We start from the raw sequence: 22,229 nt of genomic DNA on the forward strand, positions 1-22,229 counted from the left end.
CATGAAAATAAAACCTATAACGTTTGCAATATTTAGCGCGTTGGCTTTGGTTTCGCTATCTGGGTGTGGTGGTTCGGGTGGTGATTCGTCAACACCAGCGGCAGATACTGGAAATAATGATACGTCAGGCAGTGATACGTCAGGCGGTGATACGTCAGGTGGTGATACGTCAGGTGGTGATACGTCAGGTGGTGATACGTCAGGTGGTGATACGTCAGGTGGTGATGCCGTCACGCCAGGAGAAATGACGATATCTGAAGGGCAAAGTAAGGTATTAGCTGGGGTAAGTGACTCTGTAATCACACCAATTTATAAAGAGTTTTTGGACTCCACGGTGACGCTTTTAAATGTCACAAATTCATTTTGCGAAATAACAGAACCTGCACAAAGTGATCTAAAAACCGTGCAAGAGGCTTGGAAGTCTGCGAATAATAAATGGCAATTTATTAGAGCAACCAAGTTTGGGCCTTTAGCTGAAAACTTTACCTATTCCCGAATACAACTTTGGCCATTTTTACCTAATCGGACAGTTAGCTCAGTGGAGAGTGCTCTGGAAACTAATTATGATTTTTCAAGCGGTTTCAATGACACAATACACCAAAGACAGGGGTTACCTGCATTCGAATATTTAGTTTTCAATCAAGATGACGGAAAGAGTTTCTTGATGGCAGAAGACCGTGCAAAGCGCTGTGATTACCTAAAAGCAATTGCCAGCAATGTAAATGGCTTAATGTCTCAAATCAACACAACTTGGATAAATGCGTACTCTCAACAGTTCAAAGCTGGAAACGGCGAATTTGAAAGCCAAAAGGACGCACTTGAAACTTTGTTTAAGTATTGGTTTGAATATCTTGAAGTGATTGCTGACGATAAACTGAAGGAACCTTTAGGTGTTACAGCACCTGGAAAGCCTGAAGAGCAGGAGAGCTATTGGGCAGAAGTGAATTTTGAGAATATCAGAGAAAATATTACGTCGCTAAAGAAGCTCTACGACGCGGGCGATCAATTTGGGTTTGATGATTACTTGATTGCAGTGAACAACCGAGAAGACTTAAAGGATGAGTTAGAAGAAAAGTTTGCGGCTATTTTTCTTGCGTTAGATGCTGTTGAAGGTAAAAAATTGGCGGATTTGATTACACAGGAAGAAGGTCGCTCTCAAATTGTTACGTTAGGGCAGGCTATTACATCTTTACGTACAGTTATGAGTACTGACTTTGTTCAGGTGACAGATATTCAACCGGGTTTCAATACCAATGATGGCGACTAGTATGTTGCAATCGAGAAGAAAGTTTTGCCAGCAAATGCTTGCTATTGGGGCCACATTATCGGCCTCCACTTTGATGACTGGCTGTTTTTATTCAGGTAGTAAGGTGTTTGCGAATGCATTCACGTTGCCTTCAGGTGAACATTACGTAGGCTGGTTTAACGGCACAGGGCAATTACTCGGTAAAGTACGGGTACCTCAAAGGGCACATGATTTAAAGTTTATTTCTGGTAAACATGTACTATTGGCGTTTGCGAGAAGACCAGGGAATTATTTTTACGTAATAGATATAAATCTTGAAAAAGTTATACAGAGCGTAAAAACTGCGGATGGCCAGCATTTATATGGACATGGTGCGATTAGTCGGGATGGCAATTGGCTGTACACAACAGAAAATAGATTTGCAGGCTCTTTAGAGCCAAAAGAAGGTGTTATATCGGTTAGGAATACCCGCAATTGGTCAGTGGAAGCTACTTATTTGAGCGGCGGAGTTGGACCCCACCAACTATTATCTTTATCTGACCCTAATCTGCTTGTGATTGCTAATGGCGGGATCCACACTCATCCAAGTCTGCCCCGTACTAAGTTAAACACAGAAACCATGAAGCCAAACATTTCGTATCTGGATGTAAATAAAGGGACAATAAACGATTCTGTGACGCCTCCGCACCATCAACTTAGTATGCGACATTTGTGCGTAGATCAGCGGGATAATGTGTATATTGGATGTCAATTCCAAGGGCCTGAATATCAAATTAACCCTTTAATTTTCAAGCACTATATCAAAGGTTCTTTACAACCGTTTTACGCTGAAAACTCCTCTTGGAGTGAGTTTGCTCAATATACTGCAAGTCTTGCAATCAGTGATGATAATAAAATGCTTGCTGTAACTTCTCCAAAAGGGGGAATAGTATCTTATTGGGATACTAACTCTCTGAAGCTAATAGAAACCTTGAAACTCAAAGATTGTGCGGCAATAGCACCTTCAGGTAATGAGTTTATAGTATCGACGGGGAGGGGCGAAATAGCAATCAAGAATAACGCTATGGTCCGAAATTCAGAAATTAAGTGGGACAATCATATGGCAGTTTAACTTACGCTTTACTTTAACTCTGTATCGCTCCTTGTTTAACTTTGGAGCGATAGTTTAAATATTCAATAACGCCCTCTTCCTATTTAGCCATTCCATCCGCATTTTAAAATATTTTGAAATGACTGTTATTTCTTCGATTGTTGTCAGTTTGTAATTATATGCCTCATTTAACCAATAGTTTTAACATCACTCGAGAGGTTAGGGTGATTGTTGATGAAATTGTTATTTTTATTGCTCTTTTTGACTTTTGTTTTCATCACAAATTAATTTTTTCGACAAAAAAATTTAACAAAAGGTTGCAAAGTTAAAATTTAACAGATAGTTTGTATTTGAAAGGGGTACAAAGTACTAGCAAGTAGGAAAATTATCGCAGTGGATGCGACAACAATAATAACTATCCACTAAGGAATTAACATGAAAAATACATTCAAGCTAACTTCGTTGGCGCTCGCTTTATCTGCACTTACATCAACAGCCGTGCAGGCTCAAGAAACCAAGCAGTATATTTTAAAACAAAGCGATTTAAGTATTTTTGCGCCTGAAACGAGTCGTTTTTCCAGAGCGAATATTGCACTAGACTTTGGTGCAGAGCCAGCTGCGGAAATACTCTCAAATGATGGTTCAGGCACTGTAGTAACAATGGACCTAACACCTGAACAGGTCGCCAAATTGAAAGCATCTGGCCAGTACAAGTACATCGAAGAAGATTACGAATATGTGCCATTTAATGCTACGTCGGCTGGTGAAGTTTCGCCATACGGTTTAGCGGAAGTGCAAGCGCCATTATTACAAGATACAAATGCTGATTTGTTCAAAGTCTGTGTTATTGATTCTGGATATGATCTTGGACACCCAGATCTACCTCAAAACGCAACAGGTTTTACCGACCTTCCTGGTGGTCTTACTTGGTATCAAGATGGCTCGGGACATGGTACTCACGTAGCGGGCACAATTGTAGCGCTCAAAAATGGCACTGGTGTTGTTGGTGTATTACCAAATGATAAAGTGGGCATCCATAATGTGCGTGTGTTCGATAACGATGGCAAGCAAGGTTTAACTTCACGTATTGCCCGTGCAGTAGACAACTGCGTCGAAAATGGCGCGAAAGTCATTAATATGAGTTTAGGTGGCGGCAGCCCGAGTCAGTATTTCCAAGAAAGATTGCAAGCAGCATACGATAAAGGTGTACTACTTATTGCAGCTGCTGGTAATGATGGCAATGCAACAATGAGCTATCCAGCAAGTTATGACACGGTTGTTTCTGTCGCGAATATTGATGAAAACCGTGTTAAAAACCCTTCTTCACAATACAATGTACAAGTAGAAATTGCAGCACCGGGTACTAATGTTCTGTCAACTGTTCCAAGAGGAACAGGTGTATTAGCGGGTGTAACTGCTGGTGGTGTGTTTGCGCAAGGTGCAGGTATGACTAACTCGGTAGAAGGTAAAGTCAGTGCTGAGCTCGTTGACTGTGGCCAAGGCCTTACAAGCTGTGCAGCAACGCAAAGCATCTGTCTGATTGAACGTGGTGGAGCATCTTTCAAAGACAAAGCAGCAAACTGTCAATCAGGTGGTGGTGTAGCAGCTATCGTATATAACAATGCACCGGGTTCATTTGGCGGAACGCTGGGTGATGGTGTACACGGTGTAACTATCCCAGTTATCTCATTGTCTCAAGAACAAGGCACGGCACTTCAAAGCTCAGTAGGCTCGAAGGTTGAGTTGCAGTTAGAAGCTATATTAGATTACAGCGAAAAATCAGGTACTTCGATGGCAAGTCCGCATGTTGCTGGTGTAGCTGCTTTGGTGTGGAGTCAACACCCAAGCTGTTCTAATGTAGACATTCGAAATGCGCTAAATGCAACTGCAATCGATTTAGGTACAGTTGGTCGTGATGATGAGTATGGCTTTGGCTTGGTACAAGCAAAAGCTGCATCTGACTATATTGCGGCAAACGGTTGTGGTGGAGCGCAAGATAATACGGCACCTGTTGCGAACTTTACATTCAGCTGCAATGACTTAGCTTGTACGTTCGACGCAACTTCTAGCCGTGATGCAGATGGCCAAATCATTAGCTACGACTGGAATATCGATGGTTTTGCTGCAACTGGTTCAACAGTGTCTCATACTTTTGCAAATGCAGGCAGCTATCAAGTTTCAGTGACTGTAACGGATGACTTAGGTGCAACACACAGTATTGCTAAATCTGTGACTGTTACAGATGGTGGCAATCAAACTGGATGTATCGGTTTAGACACTTGGTCTTCAGCAAAAATCTATATTGCTGGTACGGAGGTCGCGTACAACGGTCGAAAATATCGCAGCAATTGGTGGAACAGAGCAGCAAACCCTGAGCAAAACTCAAATGTTGGTAACAGCTGGAAAGTTTGGACAGATTTAGGGCAGTGTAACTAATTCCTTATTGTATGATTGAGAAGTAGAGTTAAAGGCGACACGGGTGTGTCGCCTTTTTTATTCTGAATCTAGATATGTATCGTGGGTTACCTAAATGTCTATTGCGCCGCTTTCTCAGTTTTAATGTTATTAAGTTTGGAGAAGGCAGGTAACAGTGCCGTACTTCGTTCTACTTGAGTGAGTATATGTAATGAGGAGTGCTAACAGAGTGTGTATAACAGTGCTCCGTCAAAGAGCACTGTTTCAATTGCATAGCTACTATAGTTAGAAGCGATATTTTAAATTGGCAGTTACGGTGCGACGTTGTCCATAGAAGCAATCGCCGCGCACTAGGCAGCTTGTAATGACGGTCTTATCAGTTAAGTTATCGACGTTTAAGCTTAGCTCATAGTCACCAAAGTTATAACCGATCATCATATCGTAAAGCGTAAAGTTGTCGGTCGTCAGTGCTTTGTGATAATCAATACCGCCTACACTTACAGATCGACTGCCATCAAAAGTCTTTCCAACGTAACGAATCCCTGCACCGAACTTTAAGCCTTCAACAAGATTATCAGCGCGGTAGGTCGCCCAAACTGAAGCTAAGTGTTCTGGTGTTGCAGATAGGGGAGCATCATCAGTAGCTATAGTACCAATTGCACCTTGTAAAGCAGCCGCTCTAAGGGCTGGATCTTGAACAGCAAATGCGCCAGCCAAAATTGTTTCAGGCGATTGCGGTGTTGTGTCATTTTCTGTTGTCGTGTAAGCGTATGATGCATATACATCAAACTGCTCCCACTCCAATTGAGCTTCTAGCTCAAATCCTTCAACAGAAACTTCGCCATCTTGCAGGTGCAAAGTAGGGGAAACGCGACGAATATGGTTTTTATCTGTGATATGGAACACACTTGCGGTAATTAAATGCTCAGTACCCGCTGGTTGATACTTAACACCGTATTCAAATTGCTGGCCTTCTTTTGGCTTATACGCGCCACCCTGTGGTTTCAAGTCATAGAGTGGTTGGAAAGATTCTGAATAGCTTGCATAAGGCGAAAGGCCATTATCGAATAAATACAAAACGCCAATTCGACCGGTGGTTGCGCTTTGGCTGTCAGACTTTCCTGATGTTTCAGTATCAACATTGTCGTGACGCAGTGCGGTATTTACAACAAAGCCACTGTACTCTAGCGTCGCTTGAATATATCCACCCAGCTGTGTATCTACTTTTTCAGGTGCGTCAACAGTGACTGTTGTTGGTAAAGCTTCGGCTTGGCCATAAACAGGACTATATAAGTCTAGTAGGCTACTCACTGCACCACGTTGGGTATCTGCATCTGTTTTAGCATCTTGGTAGTCAATACCCGCAACAAGGTTGATTTCTAGATCGCCTAAATCAACATATTGATGTATCTGAATATCGCTTAAAAGGCTGGTCGCATCACCATCTGTCATACTATAAATGCGACTTATTGAGCGCTTGTCCTGTTGAAAAGCAGGAGGCCAAGAAAAGATAGTTCTGTATTCTGAGGAACTGTCGCTATAACGTGTTGACCAGCTAATATGTGTACTATCAGAGATGCTGTGTTCTAAAATTGTGGTTAACGCAAATTGCTCTGTGTCATAACGATCCCAGCCTGGCTCACTAACAAATCGCTCACTCGGGATCTGTCCGTATTGTGCTGGCTTGATTGTCCCTTCGTGTGGGAAGAACTGAGTAGAAGACCCCGACTCATTTTTTTGCATGTTTGCCAACACGGTGAAGCGCGTATCGTCATTAATATCCCACGCAAAACTCGGTGCAAAAACAAGCGTATTATCATCTACAAAATTTGTTTGTGTGCCACTGTCTCGGTAGACACCGACAACGCGTGTTTGAAACTCGTTACTATCGCCAAACGACGTATTGTAATCACCTGCAACTTGTACTCGGTCGTAGTTACCTACCTGAGCCCAAAGCTCGCCTTGAGTTTCTTCATGCGGGCGCTTTGATACAGAGTTAACAATACCCCCCGTTGAACCTTGGCCATATAAAACAGAAGATGGGCCTTTTAAAATTTCAACACGCTCTAAGGTATAAGGGTTGACTCGGGTATTATTGTAGTGGCCGAATTGCATTTGCAGACCATCTACATATACAAGGGGGTCGACACCTCGAATTTTAGACCAATCTCCGCGTGTATCTACACCGTATGGGCCGTTGTATACACCAGCGACATAACCAATTGCATCTTGAAGTGTTTCAGCGCCAAGATCTGAAATACGCTGAGCGGTTAAAACTGAAACCGAAACAGGAGTCTTTGTAATTGGAACATCTGATTTTGAAGCACTGGCACTTACGTAGGAGATTAGGCCTTTAGGGCTAACCTCAATTACTTCGAGCTCTTTATTTTTTAATGTGTCATCTGCGATAGCAGCGCCTGACAGTGCGATGGCTAGAGCTGAAATGAGTGTTGGATATTTTTTATTGAATGAGCGCATGTTATTCCCTATTTAGAATTATTGCGCAAATAATATTGAAAATGATAACGGTTATCAATAAAGTTTTATTGCTGTTTTGTACATTAAACAGCCTGTTATAGTTTTTGAAATATACACAACATATCTTGTATCTAAAAATTTACATATATACCTAAAAAGCTATTTTTACCTTTGCATGCTCACATGTAACTAGGTTGTCTAAGTACTTAAAATCAAAAATTTAAGTGTTTGTAATGAATCATTTTTGATAGTTACTCATTGGTATGTTTTTTGCGGTTAACAGAGGGAAATACAGGACCGTTGGTAGTGATTAAGCAGATCTCATTAGGATATAATCGAGATAAGTTATAAGAGGTAAATGAAAATTTGAACTGGCAAGCTCTCGTCGATAACAGACAAAGATTTTTTTGGGTACTACAAATTTCAGGGTGGATTGGCTACGCCTTGGTCAATTACATTGGTTCCAAAGTATTTGAAATGCGTGATATTTACGTATTTGTGATAGTGCTCAACGCTTATGCCGGTTGCTTAATGACGGTGCCACTAAGGTATTTGTATCGTCGTGTATGGAATGCAAAACCTTGGATCTTGATATTTGTTGTGTTTAGCGTGTCTTATGTAACGGGTACGTTATGGTCTGTGGTGCAAAAATATAACCTCTGGGAGATATACCGACATGGCTATCGGCCTGATGAGTGGTTTTACTACCTGCAGCAAGGTCTAGACTCTGTTTATATAGTACTCTGTTGGAGCGGCCTGTATTTTGGAATTAAATACTATCAGCTACTACAAAGCGAGAGACAAAAAGCACTAAAAGCCAATACAATGGCGCACGAAGCACAATTGAAAATGCTTCGCTATCAATTAAACCCGCACTTTTTGTTCAATACCTTAAATGCGATATCAACGTTGGTACTCGTTGAGGAAAATAAAGATGCCAACCAAATGGTGTCCCGCTTAAGTGATTTCTTGCGCTATACCCTAAATACAGATCCAATTAAAAAAGTACCATTAGAGCAGGAGCTTCATGCTTTAAAGCTCTATCTTGAAATAGAAAAAGTTCGTTTTGATGAGCGTTTGGCGATTGATTTAGATATTACTGAGCAAGCAAAGCAAGCATTGGTGCCCAGTTTGATATTGCAGCCATTGATCGAAAACTCGATCAAATATGCCATTGCACATATGGATGAAGGTGGCAAGATAGAAATTAAAGCACAAGTATTTGCCAATGAGCTATTGTTAGAAGTTGGAGACAATGGCCCTGGCGCAGAGTTAGACAATGGGCAGTTGAAAAGCGCAGGTGGTGTTGGCATTGCAAACACGCAAGATAGATTAAAAACGCTCTACGAGAATAATTTCTCGTTTGTGCTGTCAAATAATACGCCTTCAGGACTGAAGGCAAATATACGAGTTCCGTTTGAAAAGGCCGAGAAGTGAAGTAATGAGCAAGATTAAAACGCTAATTGTTGATGATGAGCCGTTAGCCAGAAAAGGGTTGGCCGTCAGACTAAAAGATTTTGAAGAAATAGAAGTAGTTGAGCTTTGTAATGGTGGCCAAAAAGCCATTGAGTTATGCCAGCAGCAAGATATCGATTTGGTCTTTCTAGATATCCAAATGCCAGGCATGAATGGTTTTGAGGTTGCAAGAACCCTTAGCGAGAGTGTTAAACCCTTACCGGCAATAGTTTTTGTTACGGCTTTTGATCACTATGCGGTAAAGGCGTTTGAGATCCACGCTTTGGATTACATACTCAAACCGGTAGATGACAACAGACTAAAACAGGCGATAGAAAAAGTGCAGAGCTATCTAAAAACCCAACAAGATAATGCCCATAAGAAGAAGCTTGCTAGCTTTGTCGCAGGGATCACTGGCAATAACTGTGAAGAAATCCTGAAAAAACTAGCAACCGGCGATGTAATTGAAGATAAGAAATTCCCTGAATCGCTCGCTGTAAAAGAGCAGGGGGAGATCATCAGAGTGTCTACTGCGACAATTCAGTGGATCGATGCTGCGGGCGACTACATGTGTCTTCACTGCGCAGATGGTCAGACTCATATTTTAAGAAAAACGATGAAAGAGCTTGAACAGGAGCTAGATCCGAAGTTATTTGTAAGAGTACATCGCTCAGCAATTGTAAATACGGGTCAAATCAGCAAATTGGTTACGCAAAGTAGTGGTGAATACTTATTGGTATTGGACAATGGCCAAGAGTTAAAAGTAAGCCGCAGCTATCGTGATAAAGTAAAGTCTGCATTGGCGAGTTAATTTCTGTACATAGCGTTTAGTCTGGCTACAAAAAGCCCAACTTAATCAGTTGGGCTTTAAGAATTTATGAGCTTGATTAAGCCATTAAACGGTGACTATTTTCATTGTATTGGTTGCACCAATAGTTTCCATTAGGTCGCCGTGTGTCAGAATAACGGTGTCGCCTTTTTCTAATGAGCCACCTTCAACTAGCGTATTTAATGCATCGCGAACAATTGTGTCGGCTGTGCAGCTTGTTGAATCAAAATACACAGGGTATACACCGCGATAAAGTGCTGTTTGACCTAGTGTTGAGCTGTGGCGTGAAAGAGAGAAAATTGGTAACCCTGAGCTAATACGAGACATAAGCTTAGATGTGTTACCAGACTCTGTCAGTGCAACGATTGCTTTCACTGAGTCTAGGTGGTTAGCTGCGTACATAGCAGACAGTGCCAATGTTTCTGAAGTATCAGAGAACATGCTGTCGAGTCTATGCTTAGAGATGTGTGTCTCAGGCTGTGACTCTGCACCTAAACATACACGCGCCATTGTCGCGACTGTTTCTTCTGGGTAATCACCCGCAGCGGTTTCTGCTGAAAGCATGACTGCATCTGTGCCATCTAGCACAGCGTTAGCGACGTCCATAACCTCAGCACGTGTAGGCATTGGGTTATCGATCATCGATTCCATCATTTGTGTTGCCGTGATTACCGTTCTGTTTAATGAGCGTGCGCGGCTAATGATTTGCTTTTGCTTGCCTACGAGTGCAGCGTCACCAATTTCAACACCGAGATCACCACGAGCTACCATAACGGCATCAGACGCTAAAACAATGTCATCAATCGCTTCGATTGTATCTACAGCTTCTGCACGTTCGATTTTTGCTAAAAGCTGAGCATTCGAACCTGCTTTCTCCGCAAGGCTACGTACATAACGCATATCATCGCCACTGCGAGGGAACGACACCGCAATGTAGTCGACACCAATCTCAGTTGCTGTAATTAGGTCTTTCTTATCTTTATCTGTGAACGCTGGAGCGGTAAGACCACCACCTAAGCGGTTGATCCCTTTATTGTTTGACAGTACACCACCAACGGTAACTGTGCAGTTTACTTTTTGGCCAACCACATCATCAACAGTTAACTGGATAAGACCATCGTTCAATAACAGTAGGTCGCCAGTTTGTACATCTTGCGGCAGCTCTTTGTAATCGATACCTACTGAGTCAACGGTACCTTCTTCTAAACCAAGTTCTGCATCAAGTGTGAACTTAGCGCCCACTTCCAAGTCGACTTTACCTTGTGCGAATGTTGATACACGGATTTTTGGACCTTGCAGGTCAGCTAGGATTGCGACGTGCTTATTTAATCTTTTTGCTATTTCTCGAACAGCTTCAGCTCTATTTTTATGATCTTGCGCTACCCCGTGGGAAAAGTTTAGTCGTACTACATTAGCACCGGCGCGTATGATTTTTTCTAAATTGTTATCTCTATCTGTAGCTGGTCCTAATGTGGCAACTATTTTTGTGCGTCTAAGCATCAGATTCTCCTGTAGGCTGTACTTGCTAACATCATTCTTGAAAAGTAGGTTGAAAAGTAATCATTTACAGCATGTTTGACTAAATAATGTCAGATAATCACGCTTTTCTGTAAAGTTTTGCCGTTTAACCCTTTTTCATACACAAATTAAATTATATGATCTGTATGACGTGATTATGACACCGGTGTCAGGTGTCGTCAATCTTAGAGTGAGATAAGATCTCTTTTAACACTCTGACTTATAATGCGATCAGCCAGTGTGTAAGGCAAAAAAAATTGCTTGTGTTGAAGCGTGTTATGATTGAATTAGTACTAAACTTTAACAGCTTAGTATATAGAGTGGCCAGAGCAGCACATTACATGCTACTCAGGTATAATGTACTCGACATCGTGAAAACGAATTAAAGTGTGGTTGTTACCGAGGAGGAAACTTAATGCAAGTTGCATTAGTTGGTTTAGGTGTGATGGGTAAAAACCTCGCGCTTAATTTAATTGAAAAAGGTATGACGTTAGTCGCCTATGATAAAAATCCAGACGCTGGTGCAGAATTAATTAGCTGCGCACAATCGTTAGGTGTAGAAGAGCGTCTCCATATCGTATCAGATCTCGGCGATATGGTTAAAAGGCTTGAGCCTCCTCGTTCGGTTTTATTGTTAGTACCAGCTGGTGAGTTGGTTGATACCGTATGTAATGAATTGATTGAAGCCGGCGTGTCAAAGGGTGATATCATTGTTGATTGTGGTAACAGTAACTACAAAGATGGCATAGCTCGTAAACTGAAATATCAAAATAAATTTGAGTTTGCGACCATGGGTATTTCTGGTGGTGCAGAAGGTGCACGTCACGGCCCCGCAATGATGGCCAGTGGCTCAGAAGGTGGCTGGGAGCGCTTAGTACCATGGTTTGAAAAAGTAGCTGCAAGTTACAATGAAGAATCTTGCTTTGCGCGTGTTGGTCAATCGGCAAGTGGGCACTTCGTAAAAATGGTGCACAACGGCATCGAGTATGCGTTGATGCAACTCATTGCAGAAATCTATCACTTGTTAAGAATTGGTACTGGCAAAACGCCTAAAGAAGTCGCTGAAATTTTTGAGTCTTGGTCCGAGGGAGAGTTAAATAGCTATTTACTGTCTATTTCTCGCCATATCCTTAGCCTTGAAGACAACAGCCAGACGCCATTAGTTGACTTAATTGATAATAAAGTTGGCGCAAAAGGCACTGGTCTTTGGACTGCTCAAAACGCATTGGAGTTAGGTATTGCAGTTCCATCTCTTGTTGCAGCCGTACAGGCTCGTCATTTAACAAACACCATTAGTACGCTAGCGGCTAAAGAAATGACGTATCAAGCAAAAGAAACAAACAAGGTTGATATAGACTTAGAAGAGCTTAAATCAGCTTTTTACTTTGCGAGTCTTCTTTGTTATCGACAGGGCCTGGCGCTTATTAAAGGTGCGTCCCGTTCGCACCAGTGGAAAGTAGATCTTGCTAAAACGCTTCAAACGTGGAGAGCTGGTTGTATCATTCGTGCTGATTATTTAGATGATATTGCAAAGGGTGTTGATTTTATTGATACACTAACGAATGAAGCAAATGCGCTTAGAAGCATCACGGGACAAGCGATTCAAACCGGTCTTGCGTTTCCTGTTCTGGCATCGACTCAGACTTATATTGCAACCCTAAGTACACCGAGCAATGGTCACTTGGTACAAGCCCAGCGTGACTATTTTGGTGAGCATGGTATTAAGACACACAGTGGTGAAACATCTCACCTTACTGATCTAGTCGACCTGCCTGAAAAGGTTAGATAGACTGCGAAATAAAAAGGCCACTTGAGTGGCCTTTTTTAATGCACTGATCCTTCATTTCTATGGAGGTTTAAACAGGGTGGATCGCTAGCGCGTAAGCTCGCCTCTCAAGTCATCCTGCATTAAGTGACGAATGGTCTCTAATTCGAGCTCTTGGCTGAACAAGTAATGTAATTTAGTGAGACAGGCTTCTAAGGTCATGTCGTAGCCACTAATTACACCACAATTTAGTAGAGCATTACCTGTGGCATATCCACCCATATTGACTTGGCCCTGAATACATTGCGTTAAGTTGACAATCACAACTCCGCGGTCTGACGCAGATTTCAAGGCATTAAGTATGGCTTCTTGTTGGGGGGCATTCCCAACGCCGAAACTTAATAAAATGAGCGCTTTTACATCGCTAGACAAGATATTTTCAACCATAGTGGCGCTTATCCCTGGATATAGGTGTAGCACAGCAATAGGTTGCGATTGAATCGATGTGACATCGAGATCTTGATCGACGTAAGGGCTTAATTTACCTTCTTGCAGTTGAATATTAATGCCAACTTGAGCAAGTGGTGCTAAGTTTGGAGAGGCAAAAGCGTCAAAACCATCTGCATGCGCTTTCAGTGCTCTATTACCTCTAAACAGTTTATTATTGAAAAATAAACTCACTTCAGCAATTGGGTAGTTAGCCGCAAGGTACATTGCATTAAGTAAATTAACCTGCCCATCCGATCGTAATTGAGACAAAGGTATCTGTGAGCCAGTCACGATCACCGGTTTAGTCAAATTCTCGAACATGAAGGACAGAGCAGATGCTGTATAAGCCATTGTATCTGTACCATGCAGCACAACAAAGCCGTCATAGTCATTGTATTTGGATTTGATATCTTCCGCGATTAATTGCCAATGTTTTGGCGACATGTCGGAAGAGTCTATCAGTGGGCAGTATTCGTGAATATCGAATAAAGGCATTTCTTCACGGGTAAACTCAGCGTTATTTTTTACCGTTTCTGTTAGATAGCCAGCAACTGGCACATAGCCTCTGCTGGATTGCTTCATACCAATTGTGCCACCTGTATAGGCAATATAGATTTTTTTTCTTTTCATAAAAAAGCCCAGAAAGATTTCTGGGCTTAGTATATCAACTGCAGCATCACATTGCAGTTTATTCATTAACCTTATGTGGCGTTGTACTATTGTGAAACGTTACACATAGTACACACACTATAGATACTGTTAGGGTCATTATAAAGTTCAATCATTTTAGCACTTTTTTGTACTTGCTCTAACAGCTGGTTCACGCCTTGTTTTGTGATTGCCTGAAAAGGGTCGGCTGATTGCACTTCGTTTTCTAAGAAAGATTGTACTAGCTCTGCGCCAAAGATTTGTTGCATCAACAGTTCTTTTTCAGACAGCGTTTGTTCAACAGTAAACACATCATAATGCTCAAGGCTTGCTAAATTGGCTGCGGCTTCAATAGCCTGCTGTTTGGTGCCCAATTTATCAATAAGGCCAAACTCTAGTGCTTGTGGCGCTAACCAAACACGCCCTTGTGCAACTTCGTCAACCGCATCTTTGGTTAAGTTACGCGACTCTGAAATCATCGATAAGAATTTATCATATGCATCTTCAATACTCATTTGAATGATGTCAGCGTACTCTGGATCCAGCCCTCGAGATACAGATGATGATTTAAGTTCTGTAGTTGCGACTCCATCGGAGTATACACCCAGTTCTTTTAACGAGTTTTCAAAAGTGAAAATCGTGCCAAAAATGCCGATAGAACCCGTAATCGTGCTTGGTGAAGCCCAAATTTCATTTGCTGACGCTGCAATCCAGTAACCACCTGAGGCTGCAACTGAGCCCATCGAGGCGACAATTGGCTTACCTGCTGCTTTAATTGCAAGCACCTCATTACGAATTTTTTCAGATGCAAACATGCTGCCACCACCAGAGTCGATACGTAGAACAACAGCTTTTACTTTGTCGTCGAGTCGAGCTTTTCGTAATAGAGCAGCGGTAGAATCACCTCCAATTACACCAGCTTTACGTTTACCATCAACAATATGGCCTTTAGCAACAACAACAGCTACTTTGTCAGAAATTGGATTAGGGAGGTTATTAAACCCAGATATTGATGTGAGGTAATCACTATATTTGACTTGTCTATAGGCATTGCCTTTGTCTTGCTTTCCAACAAGATCAACCAGTTTAGTGTTGAACTGTTGGTCAGTTTCAAGCTTATCGACCCAGCCATACTTAAGTGCAAATTGCCCTGAATCGCCAGAAACCGTAGCCATTTTATCACCAAGCTGGGCAAGTGTTTCATCAAAGTTTTGCATATCAAATGGTCTTTTAGCGGAGACATCTTCTTTATATTGTGTCCACAAACTGTTTAGCCACAGTTTATTAGCTTCTTTCGCTGCTTCTGACATATCATTTCTGATAAATGGTTCAACGGCCGATTTATAGGTACCGACACGAAAGATATGCTGGGTAACTTTTAATTTGTCCAACGCATCTTTAAAGTACATTGGATAGGTACCGAATCCACTCAGACTAACAGCACCATAAGGGTGCATAGAGATTTCATTTGCTGAAGCGGCTAAATAATATTGGGTTTGAGTAAAGTATGGACTGTGCGCGTAAACAGGTTTACCAGTTTCTTTAAATGCTTCTAGCGCATCAGTAATATCACGAAGCTTGTCAAGATGTCCGTGATGGAGGTGTCTAAGGTCGAGCGTAATGGCACGAATGCGGGCATCTTGTGCCGCAGCATTAATTACTCTTACTACATCATCAACCAAGATTTCTGCGGGCATATCTTTTGAGCCCATTGCATCATCTAATGCAGCATCTAGTGGGTCTACGTAGGTCAGCTGCTCAACTAAAACACCCGATAAGTTCAACCTAAGCACACTTTCTTGTGGCACAAGGATCTCTTCGTCAGACGACATTATTGCTGCAATAAAGACGACAATAAGCGCTACAAAGATCAAGTTTACTATCAGCCTGCGCGAAAAGTTTAGCGCGTGCCAGATACCTTTAAATAGTTTTGCGATCAACTTCAATGTGATTCCTCTAAATATAGTACCTAAATACTCTCAATTAATATCATAACTTAGTTGTGAGCTGAGTGTTACACCTAAAACGTAACGAAGTATTAATTTCCGTACATATTTGAATATTTAGCTAAAGATTTAAAATTTCCATTATCTTTGAATAAATAATTTGTCCTTTTTACTTGCCAAAATCTTGAAAACAGTTAATGTTCACAGGTAAGACCAGTTACATTGGGGCGAGCAATGTTAGAACAAAAACTACAACTTAAAAATTCTGAGCTACGTAACCGCTTGGTCATGGGATCAATGCATACAGGATTGGAAGAAGGTTGGCACAACCGAAAAAGGCTTCGTGCTTTTTATGAAGAGCGAGCTAAAGGTGGTGTCGGGCTGATTATTACGGGCGGATATAGTCCTAACTTACGCGGTAAATTAACCCCGATTTCGTCTTCTTTCAACAGCCGCTACGACGTGATTAAACATCGGGCATACACAGATGTTGTGCACCAACACGATGGAAAAATCTGTTTGCAACTGTTGCATGCTGGCAGATATGCATATCACCCTTTCAATGTTGGCCCAAGTCCAATTAAAGCACCAATAAACCCTTACACACCAAAGTCTATGTCATTGGGGATGATCAAAAATACCATAAGAGACTTTGCTAAGTCGGCTTATATGGCTGAAAAAGCTGGGTATGACGGGGTAGAGATCATGGGGTCTGAAGGGTATTTAATTAATGAGTTTATGGCGCCTCATACTAATCAGCGTAAAGATGAATACGGTGGTTCCCTTGAAAACCGTATGCGTTTAGCTATCAACATTGTTAAGGCCGTTCGAGCGAAAGTCTCAGATAAATTCATAATTGTATTTAGGCTTTCAGTGATGGATCTTGTGCCCAATGGCTCTACATCTGATGAAGTCACAGTACAAGCTAGAGCACTTGAAGACGCTGGCGTGGATATATTAAATACAGGTATCGGTTGGCATGAAGCAAGAGTACCAACCATCGCGAGTATGGTGCCTCCAGGTGCATTCAGAGAAGCATCAAAACGACTGAAGGATGTCGTAGACATACCAGTTGTCGCTGTAAATAGAATTAATACACCGGATCTCGCTAATAACATTCTAGATAAAGGTGAAGCTGATTTAATTTCTATGGCAAGGCCTCTTTTGGCTGATCCAGAGTTTTTTAATAAGTACACACAAAATAAGTCTGAGCAAATCAACATTTGTATTGGCTGCAATCAAGGGTGTTTAGATCATGTTTTCAAAGGCAAGCGAGCGACATGTTTGGTTAACCCTCAAGCCGGCTTCGAACTTGATTACCCACTTGAGAAAACCAAATCACCTAAAAAAGTATTGGTGGTGGGCGCAGGTCCAGCCGGTTTATCGGCAAGCTGTTATTTGGCGCAAAAAGGTCACAATGTGACACTGATTGATAAAAATAAACATGCAGGTGGCCAGTTTAATCTCGCTATGCGCGTGCCGGGTAAAGAAGACTTCAAGTTAGCACTCAAATACTTTTTAAATGAAGTCGAGAGACTGGGTGTTAATCTGGAGCTTGGGCGAGAATATAGCGCACAGATTGGTAAACAATACGATGAAGTTGTTTTTGCGACAGGTGTAAGTCCCCGTTTATCAAAAATTGAGTGTAGCGATGGAAAGCGCGTATTGGCCTATGACGAGGTTATCCGAAAAGAGACTGAGTTAGGTGATAAAATAGCGATTCTAGGTGCTGGTGGCATTGGTTTTGATATGGTGGCGTTTCTAACGGAACCTGAGAATCAAAGCATTGCGGACTTTAAGAGTCAGTGGGGTATCGAACAACAAGTTGCTCCGTCAACAGAAAAACGCAAACTATACATGTTAAAACGCAGTGCTGGTCGATTTGGTTCAGGCCTTGGCAAAACGACAGGCTGGATCCACAGAGCGGTTGCAAAACACCATCAAGTGGAACAAATAGCGGGCTGTGAATATATTTCTTTCTCTAATAAAGGCTTAGTAGTACGTATTGATGGACAAGAGCAGACGTTAGACGTTGATACGGTGATTGCATGTATCGGACAAACATCAAACGAAAGCGACTTTAATAGAGAGCAACTGCCTGAAAATCATCATGTTATAGGTGGTGCATTACTTGCCAGTGCTATAGATGCCAAGCGGGCCATTTTTGAAGCCCTTCAAGTCGCTAGAAAGATATAAATTATATTAGAGATTAAATCGGCCCTAAGTGGCCGATTTTTTTATGCTGCAATAAAACTTAATGTGGTTCGGTCTACACTGTATGAATATCCTAAAAAGTGTAGATCTCCCTATGATTAAAAAAATCCAATCTATTTATCAAGCTAGCATTGAAAAAACTGAATTAATGAGTGGCCTTGCTCCTTTGTTGCTTAGGCTAATCATTGCACCAGTGATGATCATTGCTGGCTTTAACAAGCTCAACCTTAGTAAAGAAAACGCCGGCTTTTTCGAAAGCCTTTTGGCAGATGAAAATGTTGTTGCTTGGTTTGGCAATGCAGATTGGGGGCTTGGCTTGCCTTTTCCTGATTTACTCGCTTTTTTAGCGGGGTGGACTGAGTTTTTGGGCGGCTGGTTAATATTATTTGGTTTGTTAACAAGATTAGTGTCAATTCCACTTATGGTCACTATGTTTGTAGCGGCCACCCAGGTGCATTGGCACAACGGCTGGTTCTCAGTTGCCCCTGCAAACCCTGATACAAGTGCAGCACAAGTGTTTGCTTGGTTAGGTAGCGATGCAGCGCAAGAAAGCCTAGCAAACAGTCTTGAAGTGGCAGAGCGTTTAGATCGCATAAAGTCCATTGTGAGTACCCATGGATTTCCTGAGTATCTATATGAAAAGGGCAATATTGTTGTATTGAATAATGGTATTGAGTTTGCTGCCATTTATTTTGCGATGTTACTAAGTCTATTTTTTACTGGGGGCGGGCGATTCTTCAGCATAGATTACTGGTTGGCTCGCAAGTTGGGTAACAATGACTGAAAAATATAAGGGAAAGGACTAAACTTTCCCTTTTAGATCACGTTAGAATAGCCAGTGTTTGTTTATTAGTAAGGAATTTCAAATGGATGCAATAGAGCTATTGCTGACTCGGCAATCGGATAGCAAATTGTCCTTTCCTGGCCCTAGCGAGTCTCAATTAGAGATCATTAAAAAGGCAGCGCTGAAAGTGCCTGATCATGGCGGTCTTGCGCCTTGGAAGTTTATTGTTGTAAATGAAGACGCACGAGATAAGCTCGGAGAGATTTACTACAAAGCAGCAGTTGAAGAGAATCAAGATGAGCGAACCATTTCGCGAGCCAAGGAGCTACCTCATCGAGCTCCTATGATGATCATTGCCGTTTCTCCATATCAAGAACACCCTAAAGTGCCTCGTATAGAGCAAATTGAAAGTGCAGGGTGCGCTTGTTTTGCAATGCAGCAAGCAGCATTCGCTCAGCATCTTTCAGGTGTGTGGAGAACGGGCTTCTTTGCTCAAAGTACGACTGTAAAAAGAGAATTAGGGCTTAGCGAGAAAGATGAGATTGTGGGTTACTTGTATCTAGGGACGCCAACAGTCCAGTGCACAAAACCTGTGCGCCACGAACCGTCATCATTTTTCACTGAGTTATAAACGAGAGGCTTTTATGGCACTACATGTTGTTGAACATCCATTATTGCAACACAAGATTGGTCTTTTACGTGAGCATGGCATATCGACTAAAAAGTTTCGTGAGCTAGTTTCTGAAGTTGGCAACCTACTCACTTATGAGGCGACTAGAGAGCTCCCAACAGATACAAAGACGATAAAAAGTTGGACTGGTGAAGATTTAGACGTACAAGAAATTAAAGGTAAAAAAATTACGCTTGTGCCTATCTTACGTGCTGGCTTGGGTATGCTTGATGGGGTGATGCAATTGCTTCCCGCTGCTAAGATCAGCGTGGTTGGATTGCAGCGCAATGAAGAAACATTAGAACCTGTGTCATACTTTGAAAAATTAGTCGGTAATTTGGAATCGAGGCGAGCGTTGGTTGTAGATCCGATGCTGGCAACGGGCGGTTCTTTAATCGCTACGATTGATTTGCTTAAAAAATCAGGTTGTAAAAATATCACCGCCATTGTTTTAGTTGCGGCACCTGAAGGGGTGGCAGCAGTTGAGAAAGCACATCCTGACGTTGATGTTTACACTGCTGCACTTGACAGTCACTTGAATGAGCACGGATACATTGTGCCTGGTTTAGGTGATGCGGGTGACAAAATCTTTGGTACGCAAGTGTAGTCTCTTAGCTTTGTTTTTAAAAAAGATACCCGTAAATATCGCAGATTCAAATAGGCTGAAATAGATTTTCAGCCTATTTTGTTTTAATTATTTACTCACTGAGGTTGTCGCACGAGTCGATTTTGAAGTTGCCTTATTGAACATCCACCAGCTTACCCAAAAAAAGCCAGTCAGCCCAATCGCGGCATATATAGCGGGTTTTGGATTTTCCAATGTACTTACAGAACCGGCATATGCGGCAATGATTGCATAGGGAATCGTGCTCACTAGCCAACATACTATAAATGTTTTAAACGGCATTTTTGTCATACCAGCCATACACGCCGAAACTTCGGGTAATATAGGGGAGGCGCGAGATAACAAGATAAAAACAGCTCCTTTGGCTTTAAAGTTTGAAACAGCCAATGCCTTTTCTGATTCAGTTTTTATCAATTTGTCTATGAGTACGTAACCGTATAGGCTACTTATCCAGTACCCGCCCAATCCCGCAAGCAACATACCGATTATTGCGCATAGAGCGCCCATAGCCGGGCCAAGAAAATAACCTGCAAGTATGATGATTGTCAGTGTTGGTACTGCAACGAATAGATCCAGTAACAGTAGCGCGATAATGATAATCGCGACGACATAAACGTTCAGAGACTGGGCATATACCAGCCAGCTTTCAATTGCGGCGATACTAAGTAGCCCACTTACTTTTAAGGCTATGAAGGTACACGCAAAAAAGAAGACGAGAACAAGCGTTAGCTTTAAAATTGGCTTCATTGTGACCTCTGAATTATGGATATCGAATACTGATGTCAATTGAGCTTTCAAGTGTTGCGAGATTGAGTTTTGCATCTTTAAATTTTGGTGCTCCCCGCCAACTAATCGTGACGCCATTAGAGAAGCCAAGTCCTTCTGAGGGGATTATGCCTGTCCAATTTTTAGATGTTTTTCCCGAATTATCTTCATCGTGTAAAACTTTGATAGCAAAATCATAATTCGGTACAGACAACCTGACCTTATGTGTTGTCGAGTTTGGGGCTAAATATAGGGTTTGTATCGCTTTTTCATGGTGAATGGGGAAGCCCTCTTGTTCGAATAACATCACCATTATCTGCCCAGGCCTTGATACATCTACGTCATTAATATTTACTTCAATTGTTTTTGCGAATGATAAATGTGACACCATTGATAGTGTTCCTAATGTGACCAAGTGGATAAATGTACTTTTCATGATTACGACCTTTTTAAGAGTTTTCTGGCAAGTGGCGGGGCGAGAGTCGTCAAAACTCTGAGGAGTTTAACTTTGCCAATATTATTGATTGGGATTTGCTTTTCTAAGCCTTTTATAATCTCAACTGCGGCTTGCTCTGAGCTGAGTTTGGAAGCACCGCGCCCTTGTGTCATTGGGGTGTCGACTAATGGCAAAAATGCTTGGAGCACACTGATATTTGTCTGCTCAAGTTGGTAGTTTAAGCTTTGTGAAAATATATTCATTGCTGCTTTTGAGGCACAGTAAACAGCAGAACTTTTTTTGGGCACTAGTGCCAGTCCAGAGTTAATGTTTAAAATTATGGCTTGCTCATTGGCATTCTTGAGGTTGGGGAGGAATAGGTAAGACAGTGAGCAAATAGCGTTAAAGTTAACGTTAATTTCTTGCGCTATCGTTTCGTATTTAAAGTTTGTATCGGTGAACATCTGAGTGTTTTGAACCGCAGCGTTGTTGATTAATACATCAACAATTGGAAATCTACGCTGAACTTTTTGAGCTAACCCCTTGTATTGTTTTGAGTCTGAAAGGTCGGCAGAAAAAACATGTATGTTTTGGTGAGCGTCGGTTAATTCGGTTAATCTAGTTGTGTGGCGAGTAATTACAATTACTGTGTTGTTGTGACAAAGTAATGCTACTAACTGACGGCCAACGCCAGAAGTGCCTCCGGTAATGATGATTACTTTATTTCTAAGGTTCAAAGGTGCGTCTCCGTTTTAAGCTTTGTGTTAATTTAGCGCTTTGGGACGTGGAGCAGCATTAACCTATGTTAAAAACGCATAGTTTTAGTTTGCGAGGAATCGATAGGTCACTGTTTGAA

At 41.8% G+C, this 22,229-nt stretch carries 17 protein-coding genes; 10 read left to right on the top strand and 7 right to left on the bottom strand.

The features are described 5' to 3' along the window. Position 1 precedes the first annotated feature (1 nt). The 3 genes from N480_RS16810 to N480_RS16820 all read left to right on the top strand — a co-directional run bounded on the left by N480_RS16810 (position 2) and on the right by N480_RS16820 (position 4,772). The gene (locus tag N480_RS16810) at positions 2-1,267 is read left to right on the top strand and encodes an imelysin family protein (protein WP_155732880.1); all 1,266 of its coding nucleotides are present in this window, start codon (positions 2-4) and stop codon (positions 1,265-1,267) included. A gap of 1 nt (position 1,268) precedes the next feature. Beyond that, positions 1,269-2,357, top strand: coding sequence for a DUF1513 domain-containing protein (locus tag N480_RS16815; protein ID WP_063373601.1), 1,089 nt, complete (start codon positions 1,269-1,271; stop codon positions 2,355-2,357). 414 nt (positions 2,358-2,771) lie between these two features. Beyond that, positions 2,772-4,772, top strand: a complete 2,001-nt coding sequence (locus tag N480_RS16820; protein WP_063373602.1) for a S8 family serine peptidase — start codon at positions 2,772-2,774, stop codon at positions 4,770-4,772. Positions 4,773-5,036: 264 nt separating this feature from the next. On the opposite strand, the gene N480_RS16825 is transcribed toward N480_RS16820, so the two are convergent. After that, on the bottom strand, positions 5,037-7,229 hold the full coding sequence (locus tag N480_RS16825; RefSeq protein ID WP_063373603.1) for a TonB-dependent siderophore receptor: 2,193 nt from the start codon (positions 7,227-7,229) through the stop codon (positions 5,037-5,039). A 366-nt stretch (positions 7,230-7,595) separates the two neighbouring features. Between N480_RS16825 and N480_RS16830 the strand changes: the two genes are divergently transcribed. Together N480_RS16830 and N480_RS16835 are read left to right on the top strand one after the other, a co-directional pair. After that, positions 7,596-8,666 (top strand): sensor histidine kinase, encoded by a 1,071-nt coding sequence (locus tag N480_RS16830; RefSeq protein ID WP_063373604.1) that lies wholly within the window; start codon positions 7,596-7,598, stop codon positions 8,664-8,666. Between the two features lie 4 nt (positions 8,667-8,670). After that, positions 8,671-9,495, top strand: coding sequence for a LytR/AlgR family response regulator transcription factor (locus tag N480_RS16835; RefSeq protein ID WP_063373605.1), 825 nt, complete (start codon positions 8,671-8,673; stop codon positions 9,493-9,495). An 84-nt stretch (positions 9,496-9,579) separates the two neighbouring features. On the opposite strand, the gene pyk is transcribed toward N480_RS16835, so the two are convergent. Further along, positions 9,580-11,013, bottom strand: a complete 1,434-nt coding sequence (gene pyk, locus N480_RS16840; RefSeq protein WP_063373606.1) for a pyruvate kinase — start codon at positions 11,011-11,013, stop codon at positions 9,580-9,582. A gap of 433 nt (positions 11,014-11,446) precedes the next feature. On the opposite strand from pyk, the gene gndA reads away from it, so the two are divergent. After that, the gene (gene gndA, locus N480_RS16845; RefSeq protein WP_063373607.1) at positions 11,447-12,820 is read left to right on the top strand and encodes an NADP-dependent phosphogluconate dehydrogenase; all 1,374 of its coding nucleotides are present in this window, start codon (positions 11,447-11,449) and stop codon (positions 12,818-12,820) included. 84 nt (positions 12,821-12,904) lie between these two features. On the opposite strand, the gene ansA is transcribed toward gndA, so the two are convergent. Continuing rightward, the gene (gene ansA / locus N480_RS16850) at positions 12,905-13,915 is read right to left on the bottom strand and encodes an asparaginase (RefSeq protein ID WP_063373651.1); all 1,011 of its coding nucleotides are present in this window, start codon (positions 13,913-13,915) and stop codon (positions 12,905-12,907) included. 86 nt (positions 13,916-14,001) lie between these two features. Beyond that, positions 14,002-15,873 (bottom strand): signal peptide peptidase SppA, encoded by a 1,872-nt coding sequence (gene sppA, locus N480_RS16855; protein WP_063373652.1) that lies wholly within the window; start codon positions 15,871-15,873, stop codon positions 14,002-14,004. A 240-nt stretch (positions 15,874-16,113) separates the two neighbouring features. Here sppA and N480_RS16860 point away from each other — a divergent pair, with 240 nt between their 5' ends. From N480_RS16860 to upp, 4 genes are all read left to right on the top strand, one after another. Continuing rightward, complete coding sequence (locus N480_RS16860; RefSeq protein ID WP_063373608.1) at positions 16,114-18,075, top strand: FAD-dependent oxidoreductase; 1,962 nt, start codon at positions 16,114-16,116, stop codon at positions 18,073-18,075. Positions 18,076-18,187: 112 nt separating this feature from the next. Then, the gene (locus N480_RS16865; RefSeq protein ID WP_063373609.1) at positions 18,188-18,877 is read left to right on the top strand and encodes a DoxX family protein; all 690 of its coding nucleotides are present in this window, start codon (positions 18,188-18,190) and stop codon (positions 18,875-18,877) included. Between the two features lie 82 nt (positions 18,878-18,959). After that, positions 18,960-19,508: an NAD(P)H nitroreductase gene (locus N480_RS16870; protein ID WP_063373610.1), complete on the top strand. Its 549-nt coding sequence runs from the start codon at positions 18,960-18,962 to the stop codon at positions 19,506-19,508. A gap of 13 nt (positions 19,509-19,521) precedes the next feature. Continuing rightward, on the top strand, positions 19,522-20,154 hold the full coding sequence (gene upp / locus N480_RS16875) for a uracil phosphoribosyltransferase (protein WP_063373611.1): 633 nt from the start codon (positions 19,522-19,524) through the stop codon (positions 20,152-20,154). Positions 20,155-20,241: 87 nt separating this feature from the next. Here upp and N480_RS25035 read toward each other — a convergent pair whose 3' ends face one another. Genes N480_RS25035 through N480_RS16890 form a run of 3 tightly spaced genes read right to left on the bottom strand, consistent with a single transcriptional unit; the run spans position 20,242 to position 22,110 of the window. Next, on the bottom strand, positions 20,242-20,919 hold the full coding sequence (locus tag N480_RS25035) for a TVP38/TMEM64 family protein (RefSeq protein ID WP_081231908.1): 678 nt from the start codon (positions 20,917-20,919) through the stop codon (positions 20,242-20,244). A gap of 13 nt (positions 20,920-20,932) precedes the next feature. After that, on the bottom strand, positions 20,933-21,373 hold the full coding sequence (locus tag N480_RS16885; protein ID WP_063373612.1) for a DUF2141 domain-containing protein: 441 nt from the start codon (positions 21,371-21,373) through the stop codon (positions 20,933-20,935). Positions 21,374-21,375: 2 nt separating this feature from the next. Continuing rightward, complete coding sequence (locus N480_RS16890; RefSeq protein WP_063373613.1) at positions 21,376-22,110, bottom strand: SDR family oxidoreductase; 735 nt, start codon at positions 22,108-22,110, stop codon at positions 21,376-21,378. Between the last annotated feature and the right edge of the window lie 119 nt (positions 22,111-22,229).

The sequence above is a fragment of the Pseudoalteromonas luteoviolacea S2607 genome (assembly GCF_001625575.1).
GTDB lineage: Bacteria > Pseudomonadota > Gammaproteobacteria > Enterobacterales > Alteromonadaceae > Pseudoalteromonas > Pseudoalteromonas luteoviolacea_E.